General features: G+C 32.1%; 23 protein-coding genes, 1 other RNA gene, 2 pseudogenes and 1 other annotated feature. Of the genes and pseudogenes, 19 read left to right on the top strand and 7 right to left on the bottom strand.

Annotation, left to right across the window (positions count from 1 at the left end; genetic code table 11):
* Positions 1-26: 26 nt before the first annotated feature.
* The 5 genes from FYJ50_RS02010 to FYJ50_RS02030 all read right to left on the bottom strand — a co-directional run bounded on the left by FYJ50_RS02010 (position 27) and on the right by FYJ50_RS02030 (position 3,491).
* A complete protein-coding gene (locus FYJ50_RS02010) occupies positions 27-653 on the bottom strand; it encodes a Jag family protein (protein ID WP_154459375.1) in 627 nt (208 codons plus the stop codon).
* Positions 653-1,642 (bottom strand): YidC/Oxa1 family membrane protein insertase, encoded by a 990-nt coding sequence (locus FYJ50_RS02015; protein ID WP_154459376.1) that lies wholly within the window; start codon positions 1,640-1,642, stop codon positions 653-655. Before FYJ50_RS02015 ends, FYJ50_RS02010 begins: the two co-directional genes overlap by 1 nt.
* Positions 1,639-1,992 carry a ribonuclease P protein component gene (gene rnpA, locus FYJ50_RS02020; protein WP_154459377.1) on the bottom strand — a complete coding sequence of 118 codons (354 nt, stop codon included), beginning with the start codon at positions 1,990-1,992 and terminating at the stop codon, positions 1,639-1,641. Before rnpA ends, FYJ50_RS02015 begins: the two co-directional genes overlap by 4 nt.
* 44 nt (positions 1,993-2,036) lie before the next feature.
* The gene (gene rpmH / locus FYJ50_RS02025) at positions 2,037-2,171 is read right to left on the bottom strand and encodes a 50S ribosomal protein L34 (protein WP_154459378.1); all 135 of its coding nucleotides are present in this window, start codon (positions 2,169-2,171) and stop codon (positions 2,037-2,039) included.
* A 93-nt stretch (positions 2,172-2,264) separates the two neighbouring features.
* Positions 2,265-3,491 (bottom strand): peptidoglycan bridge formation glycyltransferase FemA/FemB family protein, encoded by a 1,227-nt coding sequence (locus FYJ50_RS02030; RefSeq protein ID WP_205946372.1) that lies wholly within the window; start codon positions 3,489-3,491, stop codon positions 2,265-2,267.
* Between the two features lie 366 nt (positions 3,492-3,857).
* Between FYJ50_RS02030 and dnaA the strand changes: the two genes are divergently transcribed.
* The 17 genes and pseudogenes from dnaA (at position 3,858) to FYJ50_RS02105 (ending at position 19,365) form a co-directional block, all read left to right on the top strand.
* The gene (gene dnaA, locus FYJ50_RS02040; protein WP_154459380.1) at positions 3,858-5,216 is read left to right on the top strand and encodes a chromosomal replication initiator protein DnaA; all 1,359 of its coding nucleotides are present in this window, start codon (positions 3,858-3,860) and stop codon (positions 5,214-5,216) included.
* Positions 5,217-5,347: 131 nt separating this feature from the next.
* Positions 5,348-6,466 carry a DNA polymerase III subunit beta gene (gene dnaN, locus FYJ50_RS02045; protein ID WP_154459381.1) on the top strand — a complete coding sequence of 373 codons (1,119 nt, stop codon included), beginning with the start codon at positions 5,348-5,350 and terminating at the stop codon, positions 6,464-6,466.
* 80 nt (positions 6,467-6,546) lie between these two features.
* Entirely contained in the window at positions 6,547-6,753 is a 207-nt protein-coding gene (locus FYJ50_RS02050; protein ID WP_154459382.1) for an RNA-binding S4 domain-containing protein, read from the top strand.
* A complete protein-coding gene (gene recF, locus FYJ50_RS02055; protein ID WP_154459383.1) occupies positions 6,750-7,847 on the top strand; it encodes a DNA replication/repair protein RecF in 1,098 nt (365 codons plus the stop codon). The genes FYJ50_RS02050 and recF overlap by 4 nt, the downstream gene beginning before the upstream one ends.
* On the top strand, positions 7,844-9,799 hold the full coding sequence (gene gyrB, locus FYJ50_RS02060) for a DNA topoisomerase (ATP-hydrolyzing) subunit B (protein ID WP_154459384.1): 1,956 nt from the start codon (positions 7,844-7,846) through the stop codon (positions 9,797-9,799). The genes recF and gyrB overlap by 4 nt, the downstream gene beginning before the upstream one ends.
* A gap of 9 nt (positions 9,800-9,808) precedes the next feature.
* Positions 9,809-12,262: a DNA gyrase subunit A gene (gene gyrA / locus FYJ50_RS02065; RefSeq protein ID WP_154459385.1), complete on the top strand. Its 2,454-nt coding sequence runs from the start codon at positions 9,809-9,811 to the stop codon at positions 12,260-12,262.
* 104 nt (positions 12,263-12,366) lie between these two features.
* Positions 12,367-12,569, top strand: a binding site (T-box leader).
* Between the two features lie 39 nt (positions 12,570-12,608).
* Positions 12,609-13,895, top strand: a complete 1,287-nt coding sequence (gene serS, locus FYJ50_RS02070) for a serine--tRNA ligase (RefSeq protein ID WP_154459386.1) — start codon at positions 12,609-12,611, stop codon at positions 13,893-13,895.
* A 28-nt stretch (positions 13,896-13,923) separates the two neighbouring features.
* Positions 13,924-14,021: signal recognition particle sRNA small type (gene ffs, locus FYJ50_RS02075), an RNA gene on the top strand.
* 98 nt (positions 14,022-14,119) lie between these two features.
* Entirely contained in the window at positions 14,120-14,350 is a 231-nt protein-coding gene (gene tnpA / locus FYJ50_RS10810; RefSeq protein ID WP_420841790.1) for an IS200/IS605 family transposase, read from the top strand.
* A pseudogene (locus FYJ50_RS10860) lies at positions 14,311-14,427 on the top strand (hypothetical protein); the annotation flags it as partial. The gene tnpA and the pseudogene FYJ50_RS10860, both read left to right, overlap by 40 nt.
* A gap of 117 nt (positions 14,428-14,544) precedes the next feature.
* The gene (locus FYJ50_RS10465) at positions 14,545-14,664 is read left to right on the top strand and encodes a helix-turn-helix domain-containing protein (protein ID WP_205946373.1); all 120 of its coding nucleotides are present in this window, start codon (positions 14,545-14,547) and stop codon (positions 14,662-14,664) included.
* 304 nt (positions 14,665-14,968) lie between these two features.
* On the top strand, positions 14,969-15,097 hold the full coding sequence (locus FYJ50_RS10710) for a hypothetical protein (RefSeq protein WP_268891861.1): 129 nt from the start codon (positions 14,969-14,971) through the stop codon (positions 15,095-15,097).
* Positions 15,058-15,291: pseudogene (locus tag FYJ50_RS10865) on the top strand (zinc ribbon domain-containing protein). Before FYJ50_RS10710 ends, FYJ50_RS10865 begins: the two are co-directional and overlap by 40 nt.
* A gap of 136 nt (positions 15,292-15,427) precedes the next feature.
* Entirely contained in the window at positions 15,428-15,892 is a 465-nt protein-coding gene (tadA, locus tag FYJ50_RS02090) for a tRNA adenosine(34) deaminase TadA (RefSeq protein WP_154459387.1), read from the top strand.
* A gap of 38 nt (positions 15,893-15,930) precedes the next feature.
* Positions 15,931-17,637, top strand: a complete 1,707-nt coding sequence (gene dnaX / locus FYJ50_RS02095) for a DNA polymerase III subunit gamma/tau (RefSeq protein WP_154459388.1) — start codon at positions 15,931-15,933, stop codon at positions 17,635-17,637.
* Between the two features lie 12 nt (positions 17,638-17,649).
* Positions 17,650-18,237, top strand: a complete 588-nt coding sequence (gene recR / locus FYJ50_RS02100; protein WP_154459389.1) for a recombination mediator RecR — start codon at positions 17,650-17,652, stop codon at positions 18,235-18,237.
* A gap of 561 nt (positions 18,238-18,798) precedes the next feature.
* Complete coding sequence (locus FYJ50_RS02105; RefSeq protein WP_154459390.1) at positions 18,799-19,365, top strand: hypothetical protein; 567 nt, start codon at positions 18,799-18,801, stop codon at positions 19,363-19,365.
* Here FYJ50_RS02105 and FYJ50_RS02110 read toward each other — a convergent pair.
* The gene (locus FYJ50_RS02110) at positions 19,341-19,904 is read right to left on the bottom strand and encodes a CYTH domain-containing protein (RefSeq protein ID WP_154459391.1); all 564 of its coding nucleotides are present in this window, start codon (positions 19,902-19,904) and stop codon (positions 19,341-19,343) included. The two genes, FYJ50_RS02105 and FYJ50_RS02110, sit on opposite strands and share 25 nt — an antisense overlap.
* 53 nt (positions 19,905-19,957) lie before the next feature.
* Here FYJ50_RS02110 and FYJ50_RS02115 point away from each other — a divergent pair, with 53 nt between their 5' ends.
* Positions 19,958-20,731 (top strand): NAD kinase, encoded by a 774-nt coding sequence (locus tag FYJ50_RS02115; RefSeq protein WP_154459392.1) that lies wholly within the window; start codon positions 19,958-19,960, stop codon positions 20,729-20,731.
* Here the strand turns inward: FYJ50_RS02115 and FYJ50_RS02120 are convergent.
* Positions 20,728-21,966, bottom strand: a complete 1,239-nt coding sequence (locus FYJ50_RS02120; protein ID WP_154459393.1) for an FtsW/RodA/SpoVE family cell cycle protein — start codon at positions 21,964-21,966, stop codon at positions 20,728-20,730. The genes FYJ50_RS02115 and FYJ50_RS02120 overlap by 4 nt on opposite strands.
* A gap of 86 nt (positions 21,967-22,052) precedes the next feature.
* On the opposite strand from FYJ50_RS02120, the gene mutS reads away from it, so the two are divergent.
* Positions 22,053-24,590, top strand: a complete 2,538-nt coding sequence (mutS, locus tag FYJ50_RS02125) for a DNA mismatch repair protein MutS (RefSeq protein ID WP_154459394.1) — start codon at positions 22,053-22,055, stop codon at positions 24,588-24,590.
* Positions 24,591-24,597: the final 7 nt, after the last annotated feature.

Raw genomic sequence — 24,597 nt, forward strand, 5'->3', positions numbered from 1 at the left:
CTCCTAAAAAAAACGGGATGAACCCGTTATTCTTCATTTTTTTGTGGTGTGTATAATATTTTCAGACGACGACCTTCTCCTTCACCTTCAGATTGTGTCGAAATATTTTTCATACCAGATAAAGCATTGTGAATGGCTTTTCTTTCATCAGCTGGCATTGGATCTAAAATCGCATTTACTTTTGTACGACGAACATCTTTTGCGACACGAATAGCCATCTTACAAATCTTTTCATAACGATCTTCTTTATATCCATTGACATCAATCAAAAGTCCAACACGTTTTTTAAATTCTGCACTGGCAGCAGCTTTTACCAGTCGATTGAAGGCCTGAAGTGTTTTTCCACCTTTTCCAATTAAAATCGCATTATTGGAAGTATTCACTGTTATTTTATAGAAACCATTTTCATTAATAATTTCTACGCTTCCATCCATCTGTGCATTTTTAAAATATGTTTCAATGTATTTTTGAATAAAAGCTTCTACATCTTTTTCACAATACACTTCAATTTCTACACTTTTACCAATTCCTAAAAAGCCTGATTTTTCTTCTGTTATATTATAAGTTAATTCATCACTGGAAACACCTTTATCTAAAGAAGCATTGGTTAAAGCCTCTTCTAAAGTCTTCCCGCTATATTTCTGGAAACTCATTATTTTTTATCCCCTTTTTTCATGATTAAATTTAATACAACACTTTGGCAAATACGATATAAAGATGAAATCATCCAGTAGAATGACATCGCAATTGGCCATGAAATATACAATACCGCAATCATAATAATAGACATATACATAGTCATCTGAGTTGGATCCTGTGCCTTTTTCTCAGGTTCTGCATATTTTTTAACCTTAACATGATTCTGTTTGTCTTCGTATTTTTTGATCCATACCGGCATTTTCATTGATACAAACTGGAATACGATCATCAATACATAAATGATAATATATCCAATCTGTAAGTTTTTTAATCCATACATAACAGTACCAGACAGATCCAATCCTAAGAAAGATCCATTAACGACTGAAATAGCTCTCATTGTTGCGTAATACATTCCAATCATAACTGGAAATTGCATAAAAGTAACCAGCATGGATCCAAATGGATGAATGTCATATTTTGTATAGATTTCCTGTGTTTCCTGGTACATCTTCATTTTTGAAGCATCATCCGTTTTATCTGCATATTTATTCTGAATACGTGCAATTTCAGGTTGAATTGCCTGCATTCTTTGTGTAGACATCTGTGATTTACGAGTGAATACAAACAATATCAATTGAATTAAAATTGTTGTACAGATAATACCAATACCTGCATCCGTTTTAGAAGAAATTATATTTAATAATTGTGCAATTGGCCATACAATGATTCCTTCAAACCATCCATTATCCAATGCATCTTTAAATTCTGTTTTTTCGATTGTGATCAGATCAGAATCTTTTAATTTTTTGTACTCTTTTTCTTTTTTGTGTCCTTCCAGAGAAACTTTTCCTTTTTCTACCTGTGTTTCTTCAATGGCAATAATCTGATCCAATCTCGTTTTTCCATCACTTCCACGAGGATTTGAACATGCCGTACATGTTAAAATCACAAATAGACAGACCATTAAAATTTTTGCCTTGTTTTGTAAAAATTTTTTCATCTCTTACCTCTTTTTTCCTTGCCTTTTCGCATACATTTTTCTCGATTCTCTTTTAATTCATTTAAATTTTCATCAAAACTTTTCTTTAAGTATACAGGTCTGACAATGATCACAACATCAATATCTTCTTTAAAATCAAAAACCTGATCTACCATCGAACGAACCTGTCTTTTTATTTTATTACGGCAGACTGCATTTCCTAATTTTTTACTTACACTGATACCGATTCGATTATGTTCTTCTTTTTTTGATTCAATATAACAAACAAAAGAGGACGATTTCACAAAATTCTGTTTATGTATAATAGAAGAAAATTCATAATTTTTACAAATACGATATTCTTTTTTCATGAAAATCCTCCTATCACTACAAAAAAATCACCATCAGGTGATTTCTATGCGGATAAAACCTTTCTACCTTTAGCTCTTCTTCTAGAAAGCACTTTACGTCCACCAACAGTTGCCATACGAGCACGGAAACCATGAGTTCTCTGGTGTTTTCTCTTACTTGGCTGATATGTTCTCTTCATTTTTATTACACCCCTCAGTCTTTTCTAAATTTTCAAATAAGATTGCTTGTACATTATAACAACATGTACTTTTTAATGTCAATAAGAAATATATCAACTTTTTATTCTTTTTTTCATTTTTTCATAAGCTTTTAAACTGATCTTAAATAACAGTTTATTCACTGGTAAATCAAACTCTCCAATAAATTCATTAATAGTTGGATTAAAATTATCTTTAAATTTCGTTAGGCCATCATCCAGCGTTCCTTCTACACCACCCATATTGCTGTAAATACATCCTCTATCAAAAGCCCATTTAAAGTTTTCTACATATTCTTTATATTGCGGCATAAATTTTTTAAATCTTTCATCCATTCCCGCATACAACATTTCACATGTATTTCCAAACTGGATGCTCAATATTCCTGCAATGGACACATCCTGATCTTTATCTGAAAATTCTGCCAGCATCTCATCAAATTCTTTTATATCTTTTTCTATAGATTGAATCTGTTCATTTAATCTTCTTAATTTCTTTTTCGCATTTTCAGGAGTATTTTCAATTTCTTTTTTTGTTTCATCGTATTTTCTATGTGCTTCTTTAGATAACTGATATAAATTACATTGTGCTAAAAAGATAACACCACCTTCAGGATATTCATCCATCAGTAATGTAAAATAATCTTTATTTCGTAAAGAAACCTGTTTTCTTTCTTCAGTTAAAGAGACCAGTCTGGAAAATTCATCCAGACATTCTTTTTTTCCTTCAATGATCTTCACATTTCTTTTATCTGCATCTTTAATCAGTCGTCTGGTGTGTTTAGGAAGCATCTGTTCTATATCCTGGCAGGCATATACATTAGATTGAAATCTTGGCTGAATCGTATCTTCAATTTTCATGGTAAAGCCATGATGTTTCGCTCCCAGTCTTTTAAATTCTTCCAGATAAAACGAACAGTCTTCATAACGACTGGTATTGTATTCACTTGATTTATAGTCATTGACATGAATTGCAGGATCAAATTTTATGAATAAACAATGTCTTTTTTTTGCGACTTTCTTTAATTCTTTAAAATAAAACTGTAAAAGTTCTTCATTTTTATAATCCATGATAGGACCTCTTGGAAGATAAAACATTGTGAAATTCATTGGTAAAACTTTTATTAATACCAGACCTGTAGCTACAAGTGTTCCATTTTCATAAACCCCTGTATGATAATGATCCCAGTTCTGTTTCACATTTGCCCATTGATAACTTTGAAGCAGATTACAGTATTCATGATTTTCTACAAATTGATTAAATTCATCTTTTTCCACATTTAATTCAAATCGATAACTCATAGTTTTCCCCCATTTCAGGCTTGATTTATTGTACAACGAATCCATAAAAACACAAGAAAAAGTTCTTTTCCACATCTATTTTATAATTTTCAACATTTAAAACCTATAGTTTTTCCTCTTTTTTTGATTTACTGTGTAAAACTCTTATTTTTGGCTAATATTAAACCAAAAACGATTGTATAAGTTGGTGGAAAAAGGGTAGTTTTCCACATAAGTTTTCCACAGTAATTTAACTTTTCCACATTGGGGATATCTTTTTCCACAATTCAAAATGTGGAAAAGTGGAAAACTCGGTTGAAAAATAATTTTTCTCCCTTTATTTTATAGTTTCGTGTATAATAAGTAACACAGAAAAGAAGGGTTAAAATGACATCTTACAATGAATTATGGAATCAGGTATTGCATGCGATTCAGGAATCTCACTATTTTAAAGATGATATATTTCATACATGGATTGAAAATAAAACAAGTTTATTTAATATAGACAATCAGACAGCTTATGTGAGCTTTAAAACAATGATCACTCATCAGCTGTTAAGTCAGGAAAATAATAAACAGTTATTTGAATCCACTTTATCCGAATTATATGGAGAAGATCTGTCCATTCAATATTTTGATTACAAAGAAGCCAATCAGCTTATGCCATCTATTCAGGTTCAGAAAAAGACAGAAGAGATTGCACAAAGTTCTTTAAATCCAGATTATACATTTGAAAATTTTGTTCAGGGTTACTGTAACCAGGAAGCTTATGCGGCCTGTTTATCGTGCTGTACTCAAATCAAACATACTTTTAATCCTATTATGATTTATGGAAATTCCGGTTTAGGAAAAACTCACCTGCTTCATGCGATTGGAAATTATTTAAAAAAGGAAAGACCTGAAGTTAAAGTATTCTATGCTTATTCAGGACAACTGGTAACCATTTTACTGGATGCCATGAAAACAAAAAATGTTTATGGGAATACGGTTGAACAGGTAAAAGAACAATTGTCAAACTATGATTATTTTTTGATTGATGATGTACAGAATTTAAAACAGTCCTCTTCACAGGAAGTCTTTTTTACCGTATACAATCAGTTAATTGCTCGTAATGCACAAATTGTTATGACCAGTGATATGCATCCCAATGAATTAAGTGGCTTGCAGAATCGTTTGATTTCCCGGTTTTCTTCAGGGCTGATTACCAATATTTCAAAGCCTGAATTTGATACCAGTAAAGCCATTTTAAGAAAAAAACTGGAAGGAAATGAAGAATCGATTCTGATTCAGGATAATGTACTAGATTATCTGGCCAGTAAATTTTCGGATGATGTAAGAAATCTGGAAGGAAGCCTGAATAAACTGATTTTTAATGCGACCATCGAAAATCCAGAAGTAATCGATCTGGATTTTGCACAAAGAATCCTGATGAAAGAACCAGTCATTATTAATCAGGATGAATTAACAATGAAACAGATCAAAAAAGCGGTTGTGAATTTCTATGGATTCACATATAAAGATCTGGAAGGAAAATCCAGACAGAAAAATATTATGAATGCTCGACAGGTATTTGTATATCTATCCAGAGAACTGTTGCATAAGGCCTATGTGGCCATTGGACAGGAACTTGGAAATCGGGATCATACAACCATTCTTTCTTCTTATGAAAGAGCCCGTCAGAAAATGGAAAACGACAAAGCCTTCAGCATGGCTGTGGATAAAGTAAAAGCTACTTTAAAACAATAAGATTTCCACAGTATTCCACATTGTTTCCACAATGAAATTTTAAGGAAATTCTGTTTAATATTAGCCATTATTTGAACGGTTTTCCACATTTTCCACATACTTATTATTGTTACTTAATATAGGAGGTTACTATGAAATTTACAATTTCAAGAAAAGATTTTTTAGAAAAATTAAATATTGTATCCAGAGCTATCAGTGTATTTTCTCCTTTACCTGCTTTATCAGGAATTTATATTAAAGTAGATAACACTCAGATTGAATTAACAGGAAGTGATTCTAATTTATCCATTAAATCTCATATTAAAAAAGATAAATACAATCTGATCATTGAATCTTCTGGTTCAATAATTATTGAATCCAAATATTTACTGGAAATCATTCGTAAAATGGACAGTGAATACATACAGTTTGATTTAATTGATACTTCAAAAATCTGTATATCCAATGAAAAAGGAAAATTCATTTTAAATGGAATTGAATCAAACGAATATCCAAATCTTGATTTTTCTGCTCCTGCAACCATAATTCAGTTAAAAAATGAACAATTGAAACAGATTTATTCACAAACTGCATTCGCATGTAGTGACAAAGACACAAGACCTGTTTTAAATGGAGTCAATTTTAAGGCAAATGGAGATATGCTGTTCTGTTCTGGAACGGATTCTTATCGTCTGGCAAGAAAGAAAATTCAATTGAACAAAGCTTATGAATTTAATATTACCATTCCTTATAAATCTTTATCTGAAGTTGTGAAATCTTTAAATGAGAACGATGAAATTATAGATATTTATATAGATTCAAAGAAAGCTCAGTTTGTATTTAATGACACGATTATTCAATCACGTTTAATTGATGGAATTTTCCCAGATATCGATCGTATCATTCCGAATAATGAAATTTCTTCGATGACAGTTTCTTCTCATGAAATGGCAAGTGTAATCGATCGTACTAATTTTATTCGTAATGATAAGATTCATCTGATTAAACTGGAATGCAGTGAAAGTCAGACACATATAAAAACCAATTCCAATGAAATTGGAAATTCAGATGAAGTTCTGACAACATGTCAATACAATGGAGAAAATATTCAGTTATCCTGTAATGGAACTTATATGTTAGAGGCTATACGAGCCATCAACAGTAAAAATGTAAAACTGGTATTTGCGGGATTGATGAAACCTATTAAAATCAGTGACCCGGATGATGATTCTGTCTTAATGATTGTTGTACCGGTTCGAAGTTATGATTAAGGAGCGTTTGCTCCTTTTTATGTTTATGGAAAAAAAGTTTGATTTATGGTACAATATACGAGTGGAAAGAGGGTTATTTTATGCGTTTTAAATTAGAAACAGAATATATTACCTTAGCTCAATTATTGAAAGTATGTGATGTGATTTCCAGTGGTGGACAGGCAAAAGAATATTTAAATACGAACATTCTTTATGTCAATGGCATTGAAGAAAATCGCAGAGGTCGTAAAATTCGAAAAGACGATGTTATCACAAACGATGAGGGGTTGAGGATCGAAGTTGAATGAATATAAAATCTTTGAGGTTGATACATTTTCGAAACTATGAAAATGTAGAATTTAACTTTAAGGAAAATTGTATTCATTGTTTTTATGGAAAAAACGCACAAGGAAAGACAAATCTTATTGAATCTATATATTTCTTAAGTCATTTACATTCCTTTCGTACGCATTCTTTAGACAGTCTTATTAAAGAATCGTATCATCAGATGCTGATTGAAGCAAAAGTAGAATCTGGACATACTCTTTCTAAAGTAAAAGTAGTTGTCTGTGATCAGAAAAAACATCTCTTCCATAATGATAATCCTATAAAAAAATATTCCGATTTTGTTGGAATCGTAAATGCGATTTCTTTTTGTCCAGATGATATTCTATTATTCAGTGCTCCTAAAAAAATAAGAAGGAATTTTATTGATATGGAGCTGATCAAATTATCAAAAAAATATACATTTACTTTGTCTCGATATAATCGATATTTAAAAAATCGTAATATTGCATTAAAACAGGAAAAAATAGATAAAGATTTAATTGATGTTTATACTTCGCAGATGATTGAAGATGAAATTGTGATTATGAAACAAAGAAAAAATTTTATTAAAAATTTAATGGAGTATTCGAATCGTTTATATCCTTTTTTTTCCAGTCAGAAAGAGGTTTTATCCGCTAAATACGAGACATTTGTGGATACTTCTCAGGATTTGAAAGAACAAATCGTAAAATCATATGAAAATACATATGTTAAAGATTGTATGTATAAAGCAACAAATATGGGAATTCATCGGGATGACATTCAGTTTTTATTGAATGATAAGAATATAAATGAAATGGCCAGTCAGGGTCAGAAACGAAGCTATTTACTGGCTATGAAATTAGGATTGGCCCAAATGGTTTATGAAAAAACAAATCAGTATCCTATTTTACTTTTAGATGATGTATTCAGTGAATTGGATACGATTCGTAAAAAAGAACTGATTCAGATTCTTCCTGAAAATATGCAGATATTTATTACATCGGCTGAAGAAATGGATCCATCTTTGTTTAAAAATCGAAAAGTAAAATTTTATAAAGTGAACAATGGTTTTGCCAAGGAGGTTTCACAATGAATGAAGATAAAATGTTAGAATTTGAAGAATTAGAAAATGAAGCAACCCATGTGGATCATTCTTATACAGCTGATGATATTCAGGTTCTTGAAGGATTAGAAGCGGTTCGTCTTCGTCCAGGTATGTATATCGGTTCAACCAGTGCTCGTGGTCTTCATCATCTTGTCTGGGAAATTGTTGACAATGGAATTGATGAGGCATTAGCAGGTTACGCCGATGAAATTAATGTGATCATTGAAGAAGGAAATGTCATTTGTGTCATTGATAATGGTCGTGGTATGCCTGTAGGTGTTCATGAAAAAACCGGAATCAGTGCCGTAGAAACCATTATGACAGTTTTACATGCAGGTGGTAAATTCGGTGGAGGCGCTTATAAAGTTTCAGGGGGTCTTCATGGAGTGGGTGCCAGTGTTGTAAATGCTTTGAGTCAATGGCTGGAAGTCACAGTTTATCAGAATGGAAATGTATACAATGTTCGTTTTGAAAATGGAGGAAATACTGTATCTCCTTTAAAAATCATTGGAAAAACAGATAAAACTGGAACAATGGTTCGTTTTAAAGCGGATCCTGAAATATTTAAAGAAACAACGATTTATGATTTTGATACTTTAAACAATCGTTTACGTCAATTGGCTTTTTTAAATAAAGATATTAAATTAACAATTGAAGATCAAAGAGAAAATCAGAATAAAAAAGCAGAATATAAGTACGAAGGTGGAATTATTGAATATGTAAACTATCTGAATCGTGGAAAAAAATTGATTGGCGAAAAAGTTATTTATGTAGGCGGAAAACAGAATGATATTTTTGCAGAAGTGGCTTTACAGTATAATGATGGATATCAATCCAATATTTATTCATTCTGTAATAACATTCATACACATGAGGGTGGTTTTCATGAAGATGGTTTCCGTATGGCTTTAACTCGAGCTATTAATAATTATGGAAAAGAAAATAACCTTTTAAAGAAAGATGAAACCTTATCACAGGACGATGTGAAAGAGGGACTGGTTGCGATTATTTCCGTTAAGCATCCAGACCCACAATATGAAGGACAAACAAAGACAAAATTAGGAAATAGTGAAGTTCGTAAAATTGTTTCCAATATTGCAGGAGAACAGATTAAAACATTCTTTTTAGAAAATCCGGCGGACGCAAAAGCCATTGTTGAAAAATGTATTATTGCTTCAAAAGCGCGTATTGCGGCTAAAAAAGCTCGTGAAATGACACGTCGTAAATCAGCTTTAGATGGAATCAATGCCTTACCGGGTAAACTGGTGGATTGTTCCAGTAAAGATGCTTCTGAATGTGAAATTTTCATTGTCGAAGGGGATTCTGCCGGAGGGTCAGCAAAACAGGGACGAAATGCGAAAACACAGGCTATTTTGCCTTTAAGAGGTAAAATATTAAATGTTGAAAAAGCCAGAACGCATCGTATTTTTGAAAATGCAGAAATTCGAAGCATGATTACGGCTTTTGGATGTGGAATTCAGGAAGATGTTGATTTAAATAAACTTCGTTATCATAAAATTGTAATCATGACCGATGCCGATGTAGATGGAAGTCATATCTGTACTTTAATGCTGACTTTCCTTTACCGATTTATGAAACCGGTTATTGAAAATGGATATGTATATATAGCACAGCCACCTTTATATAAAATTCAAAAAGGTAAAAAAATTGCCTATGCGTATAAAGAACAGGAAATGGATCAGTTACGTGAAGAATTTAAAGATGGATACAAGGTGCAGCGATATAAAGGGTTAGGTGAAATGGATGCGGAACAATTATGGGAAACTACTATGGATCCAGCCAATCGAATTTTAAAACGTGTAAATATAGAAGATGCGATGGAAGCCGATGATGTTTTCAGCATGTTGATGGGAGAAGATGTTGAACCGCGTCGTGATTTTATTCAAGCCAATGCGGTTTACGCTAAATTGGATTTTTAGGAGGATGTCATGGATCAGGAAAAGAAATACGATTATATAGAAGAAGTTGAAATTTCCAAAGAGATGCGTGAATCTTTCTTGGATTATTCAATGTCTGTAATTGTGCAGCGTGCCCTTCCCGATGTCAGAGATGGAATGAAGCCAGTACATAGACGAATTCTTCATGCGATGAATTCATTGAATATCACTGCTGGTGTAGCTCATAAGAAAAGTGCTCGTATTGTTGGGGATGTCATTGGTAAATACCATCCTCATGGAGATACAGCGGTGTACGATGCGATGGTGCGTATGGCTCAGGATTTTAACTATCGATATCCTTTAGTCGATGGACATGGAAATTTTGGTTCTTTAGATGGAGATGGTGCAGCTGCCATGCGATATACGGAAGCTCGTATGTCAAAAATTTCTATGGATATGATGAGAGACATCAATAAAGATACTGTTGATTTTGTAGAAAACTATGATGGTGAAGAAACGGAGCCAACTGTTTTACCAAGTCGTATTCCCAATTTACTGATCAATGGATCGATGGGAATTGCGGTTGGTATGGCGACCAATATTCCTCCTCACAATTTATCTGAAACGATTCAGGCAATTTTTGCGGTTATGGATAATCCGGACATTACTGTTGTTGAATTAATGGAATATATAAAAGGACCTGACTTCCCAACAGGTGGGATGATATTAGGTCGAAAAGGAATTCGACAGGCATATGAAACAGGAAGAGGTTCTATTTTAATTCGTTCTAAATATAAAGTGGAAACAGAACCCAATGGAAAGAAACGAATTATTTTTTATGAAATTCCCTATCAGGTAAATAAAGCTAATTTAATCACAAAAATGGCTTCTTTAATACGAGATAAAGAAATTCAGGGTGTTACGTATTTAAATGACGAAAGCAACCGTGAAGGAATTCGTATCGTTATGGAATTAAAGAAAGATGTTCAGGAAGATGTCATCTTAAATCAGTTATTCCGTATGACTCCTTTACAGTCTTCTTATGGAATCAATATACTGGCACTGGAAAATGGAGCGCCCAAACAATTGTCATTAAAACAGGTTATTAATGACTATATAGATTTTCAGGTTCAGGTTGTTAAAAGAAAAACAAAATTTGAATTAAAGAAAGCTTTAGATCGAGCTCATATTTTAGAAGGATTTAGAATTGCCATTGATCACATTGATGAAGTCATTCATTTGATTCGTCATTCACATAGCGATGAAGCAGGTCTTGTTCTTGAACTTCAGGAAGCATTTGGTCTTTCAGAAGTTCAGGCAAAAGCTATCTTAGCTATGCAGATTCGTCGTTTATCTGGTCTGGAAAGAGATAAAATTGAAAATGAATACAATGATCTGTTAATTAAAATAGACGATTATAAAGATATTCTTGCCAATCATTGGCGAATTCTGGAAATCATACGTAAAGATTTAACGGAAATGAATCAGAAATATGGGGATGAAAGAAGAACAGAAATATCAGATAGTTTTGTAGATATGGATGATGAAGATTTAATTCCAGTTGAAGATATTGTCATCATGCTGACAGAAAATGGTTATATAAAAAGCCAGCTGGTTGATACTTATAAAACTCAGAATCGTGGTGGAAGAGGTATTAAATCGGTAACATTAAATGAAGAAGATTCAATTGATACAATGATCACAATGAATAATCACGATCCATTGATGTTATTCTCTAACCAGGGACGTGTATATCGTATAAAAGGATATAAAATTCCAAATGGTTCAAGAAATGCGAAAGGACTTCCTATCGTAAATCTGATTGAACTTTCAAAAGATGAAAAGATACAGACGATGTTACCGGTTCGTCAGGATATGGAATTCAAATCCATTCTGTTTGTGACAAAAAATGGACTGGTAAAACGTACTCCGCTGGAGGAATTTAATCGCATCAATCGATCTGGAAAAATTGCAATCAGTCTGAAAGAAGGAGATTCGCTGGCATTTGTGAAGATGACAACAGGAAACGATGAAGTCATCATTGCTGGATCCAATGGAAAAGCAGTACGCTTCAAAGAAACAGATGTGCGTTTAATGGGAAGAACTGCAGCAGGAGTGGCTGGATTTAATTGTGATGGTTCTCAGGTTGTCGGTGTTGCCTTAAGTTCAGAAGGAGATACAATCTTATCCATTTCTGAAAACGGATATGGTAAACGAAGCAATATTGAAGATTATCGTTTAACTGCACGTGGTAAAAAAGGAGTTACTACAATTAACATAACGGAAAAAACAGGAAAACTAGTCAGTGTAAAAGCCGTAAAAGGAGATGAAGATGCGATGATCGTTTCCAGTACAGGAATTATGATCCGTATTGATTTATCAAAAATTGGTATTTATGGCCGTAATACCCAAGGTGTTCGTCTAATTAATTTAACCGAAGACGCCAAAGTAAATAAAGTAACTTTGATTTACCATCAGGAACAGGAAGAAAATGAAAATGAATAAGTCCTTCAATGAAGGACTTATTCTTATGATAAATCATATGAATAGAAAAACAGGATTCACTTATTTATAATTGAAATATTTGAAAATTAATGGTATAAAAGATAAGTAAAACGTTGAAAAGGAAAAGTAATTGAATTCTAAATTGTAGAGAGAATATGTATGGTGAAAATATTTATTAGATTTTAATGAAAAGCCCCTTTGAGTAATTTAATGAAATCAGTAGTTAAATTCGGTACATACCGTTATCATGTCAAGTGACTTTAGAAATAAAGTAAAAAGGGTGGCAACGCGAGATATCGTCCCTTTGTGGATGGTATCTCTTTTTTTATTTATTAAGGAGGAGAATATGTTAGACATTAAATTTGTAAGAGAAAATCCAGATCTTGTAAAGGAAAATATAAAAAAGAAATTTCAGGATCATAAATTACATCTTGTAGATGAAGTATTAGAAGAAGATAAAGAAATGCGTGCTTCTCAACAAAAAGGTGATGAATTAAGAGCTGAAAGAAAAAAGATTTCTAAAGAAATTGGGCTTTTAATGAAACAAGGCAAAAAAGAAGAAGCAGAAAAAGTAAAAGAAAAAGTTGCACAAATCGCAAAAGAATTGGTAGATCTGGAAGAAAAAGAAAATCAGTTGAGAGAATCTGTAAGAGATAAAATGCTTCAGATTCCAAATATTATCGATCCAAGTGTTCCTATTGGAAAAGATGATTCAGAAAATGTGGAAGTTCAAAGATTTGGTGAACCAATTGTTCCAGATTATGAAATTCCTTACCATGCAGATATTATTAAATCTGTAAATGGAATGGATAAAGAAGCAGCTGGTAGAACAAGTGGTGAAGGTTTCTATTTCCTATTAGGTGATATTGCTCGTCTTCATGAAGCGATGATTTCATGTGCCAGAGATTTTATGATTGATCATGGATTTACTTATGCAATTCCACCATTTATGATTCATTCAGATGTTGTAACAGGTGTTATGTCCTTCCCTGAAATGCAGGCCATGATGTACAAAATTGAAGGAGAAGACTTATATTTAATAGGAACTTCTGAACACTCTATGATTGGTAAATTTAAAGGACAGATCCTGACAAAAGAAGAATTACCAGTTCATATGACATCATATTCCCCTTGTTTTAGAAAAGAAGGTGGATCTCATGGTTTGGAAGAAAGAGGATTGTATCGTGTTCACCAGTTTGAAAAACAGGAAATGATTGTGATTTGTGAACCAGAAGAATCTATGGAATGGTATGAAAAAATGTGGAAATTGACTGTAGATTTATTCAGAAGCTGGGATGTTCCTGTTCGTCAGCTGGAATGTTGTTCTGGAGATTTAGCGGATCTGAAAGTTAAATCATGCGATATTGAAGCCTGGTCACCTAGACAGAAAAAATATTTTGAAGTAGGATCTTGTTCCAATTTAGGAGATGCACAAGCAAGACGTCTGCAGATTCGTACAAAAGGTGAAAAAGGTACTTATTTCCTTCATACATTAAACAATACAGTTGTAGCTTCTCCAAGAGGGCTAATTGCTTTAATAGAAAACAATTATCAGGAAGATGGTTCTATTTTAATACCTAAAGTACTGCAGACTTATATGGGTGGAAAAGAAAAAATCACGAAAGTCAAATAGTTGATTTACATCATACAAACTGATATAATACCAATGCTACTACAATGATATCTTATGAATCAGGTCAGGTCGGGAACGAAGCAGCCTTAAGTAAGCTCTACCATGTGTGGTAGCTTTTTTTGTGGAATAGCGAGGAAACACGGTCCTTTAGGGACGAGATAAATCGCTTTTTTGCTTGCGTACGGTAGTGTATAAACCAATACATGCTATAATATACCTATGAAATACATGATGAGAAACTTACATACGGTAGAACCTGTGTTTATAATCTGAATTACCATATAGTATGGGGAACAAAGTACAGAAACAAAGTTCTTACTGAGCAGATTAAGAAAGATTTGAAGTCTTTACTGTACCAGATTGCGGAAGAAAAAGGTTTCTCGATTGAGCATCTCGAGATTGGTATGGACGACATGTGCATCTGCTTGTGTCCGCCCTGCCGAAGTTGTCGGTGACAATGATCGTCTCCTGCCAGAAAGGAACATTGGCTTTCAGACTTATTCGTATGCACCTGGAATTCAAATCTTTTTATTGGAAAAAGAAGACAGACACTTATGGTCTTCGCCTTACTATGTGGAAAGTATCGGTGTTTCAAACCAACAGGCGGTTGCTAATTACATTGACGACCAGAGAAAGAAGGAGGCATCCCATGACAAAGATTAAGAGAGGTTTCCGAATCCGCCTGTATCCCAACGATGCTCAGAAACAGCAGATTGCTGTTTCGTTTGGCTGTTCAAGATGGCTTTGGAACAACATGCTGGCGATGTAGAAAGAACGGCACGACAATGAGCCTTCTGCTCCATATCTGAGTGCATTTTCCATGAACTACCTTATCAAACAGCTCAAGAGAGAATATCCATGGCTAAAAGATGCGGATTCAACCGCCCTGACTGGAACAACTGAGAATCTGCATGATGCATATACACGTTTCTTTAAGGGACAGACCCGTTTTCCAAAGTTCAAGTCAAAGAAACATGAGCAAAGTTACATTTCCAAATGCGTCAACAATAACATTGTTATCATCGACGATCATCACATCCGCATTCCAAAGCTGAGTAACGTATACTTCAAATGTGATTGAAGACCTGAAAGCCAAGGGAATGATGCACAATCATCATCTGTCAAGAGCCGTTGCGAATGTTACTGGAACATGTTTGCAAACATGTTCGCCTACAAATGCCTGTCTTATGGTAAGAAACTGATTCGTGTTAATCCGAAATACACAAGCCAGACATGCAATGTATGTGGCAGCGTCAACAATCGCATGGGTTACAACGTTTATGGATAGTTGAAGGTCAGAGAATGGAACTGTCCTGAGTGTGGCACTCACCTTGATCGAGACGTCAACGCTGCAATCAATATCAAAGAAACAGGTTTGGCTGTAGGCTTAGCCTGAATGGATACAAGAAAAGGCTTTGAACGAGCCATGGTAAACAGTTGAGCCTCTGGCTGTGAAGTATGCAGCTAAGTTTGACGTTCCCAGAAGCTCTGTCCCTTTAGGGACGGGTAGTTCACATAAAAGAGAGGATCATATGAATACACAGGAAAAATGGATGAAAGAAGCAATTAAACAGGCAAAAAAGGCATATGAAAAAGATGAAGTGCCTATTGGTTGTGTGATTGTAAAAGATAATAAAATCATCGCCAGAGGATACAATAAAAGAGAAATGCTTCAACAAAGCTATGCACATGCAGAAATGATTGCCATTCAGAAAGCCTGTAAAAAATTAAACACCTGGCGTTTAGAAGAATGTGATCTATACGTTACGTTAGAACCCTGTCCAATGTGTGCAGGTGCCATTATACAATCACGAATTCGTAATGTGTATTATGGTGCAAGTGATTTTAAAGGCGGAAGTGTAAAAACCTGTATACAATTATTTGATATAAAACAATACAATCATCATCCTTCATATGTTTCAGGAATATGTGAACAGGAATGCGCACAATTATTAAAAACATTTTTTAAAAATAAAAGGAATAAAAACAAATCATAGTTTTTGTTGATATAATAATTACGTTAGGAAGTGAAAATATGGCATATCAGGCTTTGTATAGAAAATACAGACCAAAAAATTTCGATGAAGTTGTAGGTCAGGAACATATCATTCAAACACTAAAAAATGCAATCTATCAGAATAAAATTGCTCATGCTTATTTATTTTGTGGTCCAAGAGGAACCGGAAAAACAACAACCGCAAAAATATTTGCGAAAATGTTAAATTGTGAAAATGAAAATAAACCATGTGAAGAATGTGAAAACTGTAAAATGGCTTCTCAATCCTCTCATCCAGATATAATTGAAATTGATGCAGCCAGTAACAATGGTGTAGAAGAAGTTAGAAATCTGATTGATAAAGTAAAATATGCTCCTTTATCAGGAAAATATAAAATATATATTATTGATGAAGTTCATATGATGAGTACAAGTGCATTTAATGCTCTTCTTAAAACAATTGAAGAACCACCAGCACACGTAATTTTTATATTCGCAACTACAGAGCCAAATAAAGTTTTATCAACAATTATTTCAAGATGTCAAAGATTTGATTTTTCAAAAGTATCACAAAAAGATATAGAAAAAAGACTTAAAATTGTATGTAAAAAAGAAAATATTGAAATTGAAGAAGAAGCAATTTCTTTGATTGCTCAATTATCTGATGGTGGTATGAGAGATTCATTATCTATACTGGATCAGTGTACAGCTTACTGTATTACAAACATTACAGCAGATTCGGTACGTAAGATATATGGTGTATTAAATATTAAAGATATTGGTACACTCTATTCTTATTTATATAAGAAGGATGTAGATTCTTTATTAAAGACACTGGAGTCTTATTCAAATATGGGAATTGATCTTCAAATGTTTGTTCGTGATTTTATTTCATTAATTAAAGAAAGCATCATTGTAGATTATTCTCCAGAAAGCACATTGGTTTCTGATACTCATAAAAGTATAATCGAAGAGTATTTTTCAAATACAACTGTTTCATATAAATTAAATGTTTTAAATCATTTAATGGATACATATTCTAAATTTGTATATGCATCAAACATATTGGACTACATTGAAACCTGTTTACTGACAATTATTTCTGAATCATATGATTTCAAAACAAAAGAATCAAAAGATAACCTGATTCAGATTAAAAAAGAAGAAAATAATATTGAAAAAAAGGATAATCCTATTCCAGTCATAACCAATGAAATTAAAAAAGATGAGAATATCAATGTTTCACGTGAAACATTGATACCGGAATCAGATAAAAAATTTATTTTAAATGACGATTACATTATACAATTACTGGTTGGAGCCAATAAAAAAATAAAATTGGAAGATATAGAAAAAATGAAACAGCTAAGTATGTATATTTCAGATTTAAATTATGGAAAATATGCCAACAGTTTAAAAAATATGAAAGTACTAGCTAGTTCAGATACATATATGATTGTGGTGTTAAAATCAGATTTAGAAGTTAAAAATGTAAATAATATTCAGAATGAAGAAGGATATGAAAAATTTACGAATGTCATATTAGGTAAACCAAAAAAGATATTCGCAATGGATTTCAATCAGTACAGTCAGACAATGGATACATTCAGAAGACTATCTGCCTCAAAATCTTTACCAGAACCAGCAATTGTTCATGTGAATTATGATGAAAATCATATGAATATAGATAAAACAGAAGAAAATTTAATGAAAGTATTTAATGATTTAGAAATTATAGATGATTAACGGAGGAAATAAATGTATCCAAAGAAATTTCAGAACATGATCGACTCCTATCAGAAATTACCAGGAGTCGGTAAGAAAACTGCAGAAAGATATGCGTTTAAAACGCTTGACTGGGATGAAGAAACTCTAGATCAGTTTATTCAGTCTTTAACAGATCTAAAAAAAGGAATCACCTATTGCCATATATGTGGTAATTTAAGTGAAGAAGATATATGTGATATCTGCAAAAATGAAAATCGCAATCACAATTGTATATGTGTGGTTCAAAATCCAAAAAACATTGATTCTATTGAAGCTATGCAAGAATTTAATGGTGTATACCATGTACTAAATGGAACAATTAATGTATCTAAAGGTGTTTTACCAGAACAATTAAATATACAATCTTTGATCAATCGAATCAATGAGGATACAGAGGAAGTCATCTTAGCACTGGATCCAACTGCAGATGGAGAAACCACTTCAATGTATATATCAAAACTTTTGAACAACAAGTGTAAGGTCACTAAACTTGCCAATGGCATTCCTCTAGGATCTCATTTGGACTACACAGACCCTCTTACTCTGTTAAAGGCATTTCAAAAGCGTTCTAATAACTGATTTTTCATATTTTAGCCATATGATTGCTCAGATTTAAGATAAAAGGCATTTATTTTTATATGATTTATATATGAAATATCATATAACTTAATAAATGCCTTTTTATATGAAATTTTATAAAAAAAATAGGAATTATTTATATTTTTCACATGGAGGATAAAATTAAGTTAAAACAAATATTTTAATAAAATTTAATATGAAATTTAAAAATAAAATCATATGATTGAAATATTTTAAAATCAGTATTAAAAATATTAAATTTAAAAAAACATATTAGAAATAACTTATTCATATGACTGCTCATATTTTATTTTTAAATATATGAAAATAATTTATGAATTCATATATTTTATTATCTATAAAAATTTAATGAATCAATAAATAAATTTAAAATATATGAAAATCCGATAAAGAATCATATACAATTAAATCATATTTATGATTTATATATGAAAAGATTAAATAAATTCATATTAGAATGATTGTTGTGATGAAAAAAATATTTTGCTATAATTGTAAAAGATTTTTATATAGGAAAATCATGCGAAAAAGGGGTTTAATATGGATGAGAATCAGACAATAGATGTTTATTATGATATGGACATTGCACAAATATGTCAGCATTTTAATAAAACAAGAAATACAGTGGATAAGGCAGTCGCAAAACTGGTAAAAGATTATCCGGATAAAGATTATAAATATAAGAATCCAGATACAAAAAGAATTACAATCAAAGCAGAAGGTGTTGAAAAATTATCGACTTATTTTAGAAAAGAAAAGAATGAAATTTCAACCGTTGAAATGGAACTTCGATATGAAAATGAAAAATTAAAGGCGGTGATTGAGGAAAAAGATCGTTCTCAAAAATTGCTGGAACAGTTATATCAGGAAAAATTAAAATTGGAACTTGAAAAATCAAAACAGACTTTTTTAATTGAACAACAGACAAAAGAAGAACAGATTCAGAAACTGGAAACAGAAAAATCGGAACTGATCAAAGAAAATCAGAATCTTCAACAAAAGATTGAAGATGTATCTGAATTACAGAAAGAATTAGAAGAACATAAAAAGAAAGAATCAGAATACAATTCCAAATCTTTCTTCTATCGTTTACTGCATAAGATATAGTCAAATGCTCTGGCAATTTTGCTAGGGCAATTTTTTTCATATTTCATATGAAAAGGATGAAGGATTTCATTAAAAGTCTTAATTCCATCATGTTCTTTTAAATATTCATATTCAATTTCATAATCATGTATATCATTAAAAATATTATAATCCGCACATAATTCGGCTTCTTCTGTTCTATAGATCCTTCTTTCTGTCTGTATCACAACAGTTTTCTTTAGTGGTTCACTCAAATTTAATTTCTGTAACCAGGATAATACTTCTGGATCGTTAATATTATCTATCTTATCCGTACTTATTTCTTTTTCATATTCAAAATGTGTTAATTTATCTTTTCTGATTTTTAAAGTAAATATTTTCTTTGAATCAATTGTTCGAATGCGTACTGCTGCATTCTGTTTTTTTACCTGTTTACTGGTCGTATCATAATAAGTATTGATCTGTATCCATGATTTTGAAAAATCATATGATTTTATAATCTGATCATATTGTTCTTTTGAAACAAGACATTTCAATTCTCTTTCCATCTGATTATACATATTAAAAATCCCTCCTTTATGATACAATAAAACCTGTATAAAGGAAGGTCAACATGAAATTTTCAATAATTGATCGTATGGATCCCAATTCTATAATACAAAGAAATGAAATTCGTAATAAACTGATTCAGAAAAACTGGATATATGATGAAGAAAATCCAGGACTGGTGATATGTGTAGGTGGAGATGGTACTTTTTTAAGAGCTATTCATCAGTATTTACATATATTAGATCATACAATGTTTGTAGGAATTCATACTGGAACTTTAGGTTTTTTAACTGATTTTACACAGGATGAAATTGATATTTTAATTGATTTAATTACAACAACGACTCCAGTTATTGAAAATCGTCCAATGCTGGAAATTGAATTTCCACAAAATAACCAGATATATTATGCTTTAAATGAAATACGTATTTCTTGTATGGAACATACTTTAAATTTAAATATATATATTGATGATGAAATTTTTGAAAAAACTTCAGGTTCAGGTATTTGTATCAGTACACAGGTAGGTTCCAGTGCTTTAAATCGCGCTTTAAATGGTGCGGTTGTGGATTCAGGTTTGAATGTTTTGCAGTTATGTGAAATTATGCCAATATCAAATAAAAATCATCATTCGCTTCAGAATCCATATATTATGAAAGAAACAAGAAAAATTAAAATTACCGGGGATTCCATTCAGTACGCAAAGATCAATTATGATCATCTGAAAATCAATCCTGATCAATTAAATGAAATTCGCATTCAAAGTTCAGAAAAAAAAGTGCGATTTGCTCGATATCGCACCTATTCTTATTTAGAAAGATTAAAGAATTTATATTAGGAATACGACAAAGTTGTATTCTTTTTTTGTTTCTTTCTTCCAATGGTAAATGTTTTCTTTGATACTGGAGAAGAATTCATCACAAAAGAGAAAGCGATAAAGTAGGATAAGATACTGCTTCCTCCATAGGAAATTAAAGGAAGGGTAATACCAGTAATTGGAAGTAATCCAACAATCATACCAATATTCTGAAGCTGCTGATACAATAACATTCCAATGACACCTAATACAACAAATCGATCTCTTTTCTGAACTATATTATAGGCAATTTTACAAAGATATAAGTCCAGAATTAAACACAATAAGACAATATAAATGGTTCCCAAAAAACCAAAACATTGTCCAAATGCCGCAAAGATGAAATCTGTCTGGGCTTCAGGAATAGAAATAATGTTTGCCTGAGAACCAAATCCAAATAAACCTGCAGATCCCAGTGACAGTAAAGAGGTATACAGCTGATTTGAACTTCCTAAGATATTGCTTTCTGGATCCAGCCAGGCATCAATTCTCTGTACACGATAAGAGGAAATTAAAGATGCCAGCAGATCAGGTTCTTTATAGTAAAGGAATAAAAACGAAATAATCACAATGCCTAGAAGTGTAAAGATTCCAATAATATAACCTCTTCGAATTCCACTGCATACAAGCATGATAAAGATATTGAAACAAATAATGATACACAATCCTGTATCAGGCTGTAAAACGATCAGAATCAGTGGAGGTATTAAAACTTTGGCAATTTCAATCAACAATTGTAAATCTGTTTTAAAATTGGCATCTGGATATGTATCCTGATGTTTTGCGATGATTTGAGCTATCATTACAATCAATACAATTTTGATAAATTCACTAGGCTGAAAGCTGGCAAAAGGAATGGTAAACCAGCTTATAGCTCCATTTATAACAGGAGCTAAAGGCAATGTATGATGAATTGTCAGATATAAAATACGAGAAAATAACAGGTAAACAAGAGTCACCAGTAGAAAATAATAGGCTTTCTTTATATATTTATAGATAAAATCGTTACTGAAAGAACAGAAAAACATCATCGCAAAAAAGCCAATGATATACCACATAGCCTGACGGATCATATAGCTGGTTCCTGTACCGGTCTTAATTAAATTAGAAGCGTTATAAATCGCAAAAAGGCTTGTCAAACCCATAATCACAAGTATAATAATAAATCCAATATCAATTTTATAAATTTTATTTTTAAATAGAATTGTCTGTTTCAAAATATATACCTCTTATAATTTTATAGTATAACACAAGTGAAAAGAATTAAAAAATAATGATATAATATGTGCATTGGAGATTGTTTATGAAAGAAAAAAAATTATCACCTATGATGGAACATTATATAAAAGTAAAAGAAGAAAATCCGGATAAAATTTTATTTTATCGTGTAGGTGATTTCTATGAGATGTTTATGGATGATGCCAGACTGGCTTCTCAGGAACTGGATCTTGTTTTAACAGGAAAAAGTGCAGGAGTCGAAGAGAAAATTCCAATGTGTGGAATTCCTTATCATGCTGCCAATTCATACATTCAAAGACTGGTAAAAAAAGGTTATAAAGTTGCCATTTGTGAACAGTTAAGTGATCCAGCCACTTCAAAAGGACTGGTTGAAAGAGGAATTATCAAAGTAATAACACCTGGAACATATATGGATGAAGTAATGGATGCCAAATCAAATAATTATATGGCTTCTATTTCAATATCAAGCTGGAATGTATGTGCTTTATTTTGTGAATTAAGCACAGGAGAATTAAAATATCAGATTCTGGACCGTTCTTTGATTTCACTGGAAAAAGCGTTATTGACAATGGATACCAGTGAAATAGTAGTTCCTGTTACATTAGATAAAAGATGGTTAGCAGCACTGGAAGAAATGGATACAATAACGGTATCTCTGCAGAAAAAAGAAAATCTGGAAAATGAAGATGTTAAATTATTACATGAAAACGATCCTGAAATTGTAAAAAATGCTTTGGCCCAATTAATGGCTTATTTAAAAGAAACACAGAAACAGCATATTGATCATTTTATGCCAGTGACTTCAATGGACGCACAAAGTACACTGGTACTGGATTATGAAACGAAAAATCATCTGGATCTGATTACTTCTCATTCTTCCAGTACAAAATCAGAAAGTTTATGGACTTTTATGGATCGATGTCAAAGTGCAATGGGATCTCGTACTTTAAAACAATGGATTGAAATGCCTTTGATCAATGCTCCTAAAATTGAAAAAAGACAAAGAGCTATCTTAACTTTAAAAAATGATTTTATATTAAGAGAAAATTTAAAAGAACATTTAGCTTATATATATGATATGGAACGACTGGCTTCTCGTATGGCTTATGGAAATGCCAGTCCAAGAGATGTCCTTCAGCTGGTGACAACTTTAGAACACGCAAAACCAATATTAGAACTGGCACAAAAGATTGAATCGTATCCAGAATTTAAAGAAACTCCGGATTGTCATAGTTTATATATAGAAATCCAAAATGCTATTGTGGAGAATCCTCCTTTAACTTTAAAAGAAGGGGGAGTATTTAAAGAAGGATACAATGTTCAATTGGATGAATTAAGAAATATTTCAAGTAAAGGAAAAAATACCATTTTAGAAATTGAAAATAAAGAAAAAGAAAGAACAGGAATCAAATCTTTAAAAATAGGATACAATCGAGTATTTGGATATTATATTGAAGTTCGCAATGGATATTTAAATGATATAAAAGAAGAATATGGATATTATCCAAAGCAGACACTGGCCAATGCCACTCGTTTTGTGACTTCTGAATTGAAAGAAAAAGAAGATCAGATTGTTCATGCACAGGAAGAAAAGAATAGACTGGAACAGGAACTATTCACAAAACTGCTGCTTAGAATTAAAGAAGATTTATTTGATCTGCATAGTTGTGCTAAAGCTCTGGCAAGTATTGATGTACTGGTTTCTTTAACACAGTTGGCAATTGATAAAGGATATGTCTGTCCTGTATTTCATCCGGAAATGTCTGTAAAAGTGATAGAAGGAAAACATCCAATTTTAGAAGATCGAATGAAAAAGAAAAAGTTTGTATCCAATAATTGGATCATGGATGAAAACAATTCAATTGAATTGATTACGGGACCAAATATGGGTGGAAAATCTACTTATATGAGACAGAATGCTTTGATTGTGATTATGGCACAAATGGGAAGTTTTGTACCTTGTAAATCGTGTGAACTGCCTATTTTTGATCGTATATTTACGCGAATTGGAGCCAGTGACGATATATTAACTGGGAAATCTACATTTATGGTGGAAATGATGGAAGCCAATGTAGCTCTTCGTTATGCGACAAAACACTCTTTAATTTTATTTGATGAAATTGGAAGAGGAACAGCAACTTATGATGGAATGGCTCTAGCTCAGGCGATGTTAGAATATATAGAAGAAGTGATTCAGGCAAAAACGTTATTCTCTACGCATTATCATGAATTAACAGAAATGGAAAATACACATGCAAGAGTTAAAAATGTACATGTAGATGTAAAAGAGAAAAAAGGAGAAATTGAATTCCGTTATCGTATGATTGAAGGAAAAGCGGATAAATCTTATGGTATTCATGTCGCAAAATTAGCGCATTTACCAAAAGTGGTATTGGAAAGAGCCACTCAATTATTAAAAGATTATGAAAATATAGACAATACATCTTCTTATCAGCCAAGTTTGTTTGTGATGGATCCCATTCAGCCAGAAAAATCAAAATTAATGGATCGTCTTCATGAACTGGACATTGATTCGATGTCACCAAGAGAAGCTATGGAATGTTTATATGAATTGAAACAGTTAGCCGATGAAATAGAATAGAGGTAAA

It is taken from the genome of Floccifex porci, from assembly GCF_009696175.1.
In the GTDB taxonomy this organism is placed as follows: domain Bacteria; phylum Bacillota_I; class Bacilli_A; order Erysipelotrichales; family Erysipelotrichaceae; genus Floccifex; species Floccifex porci.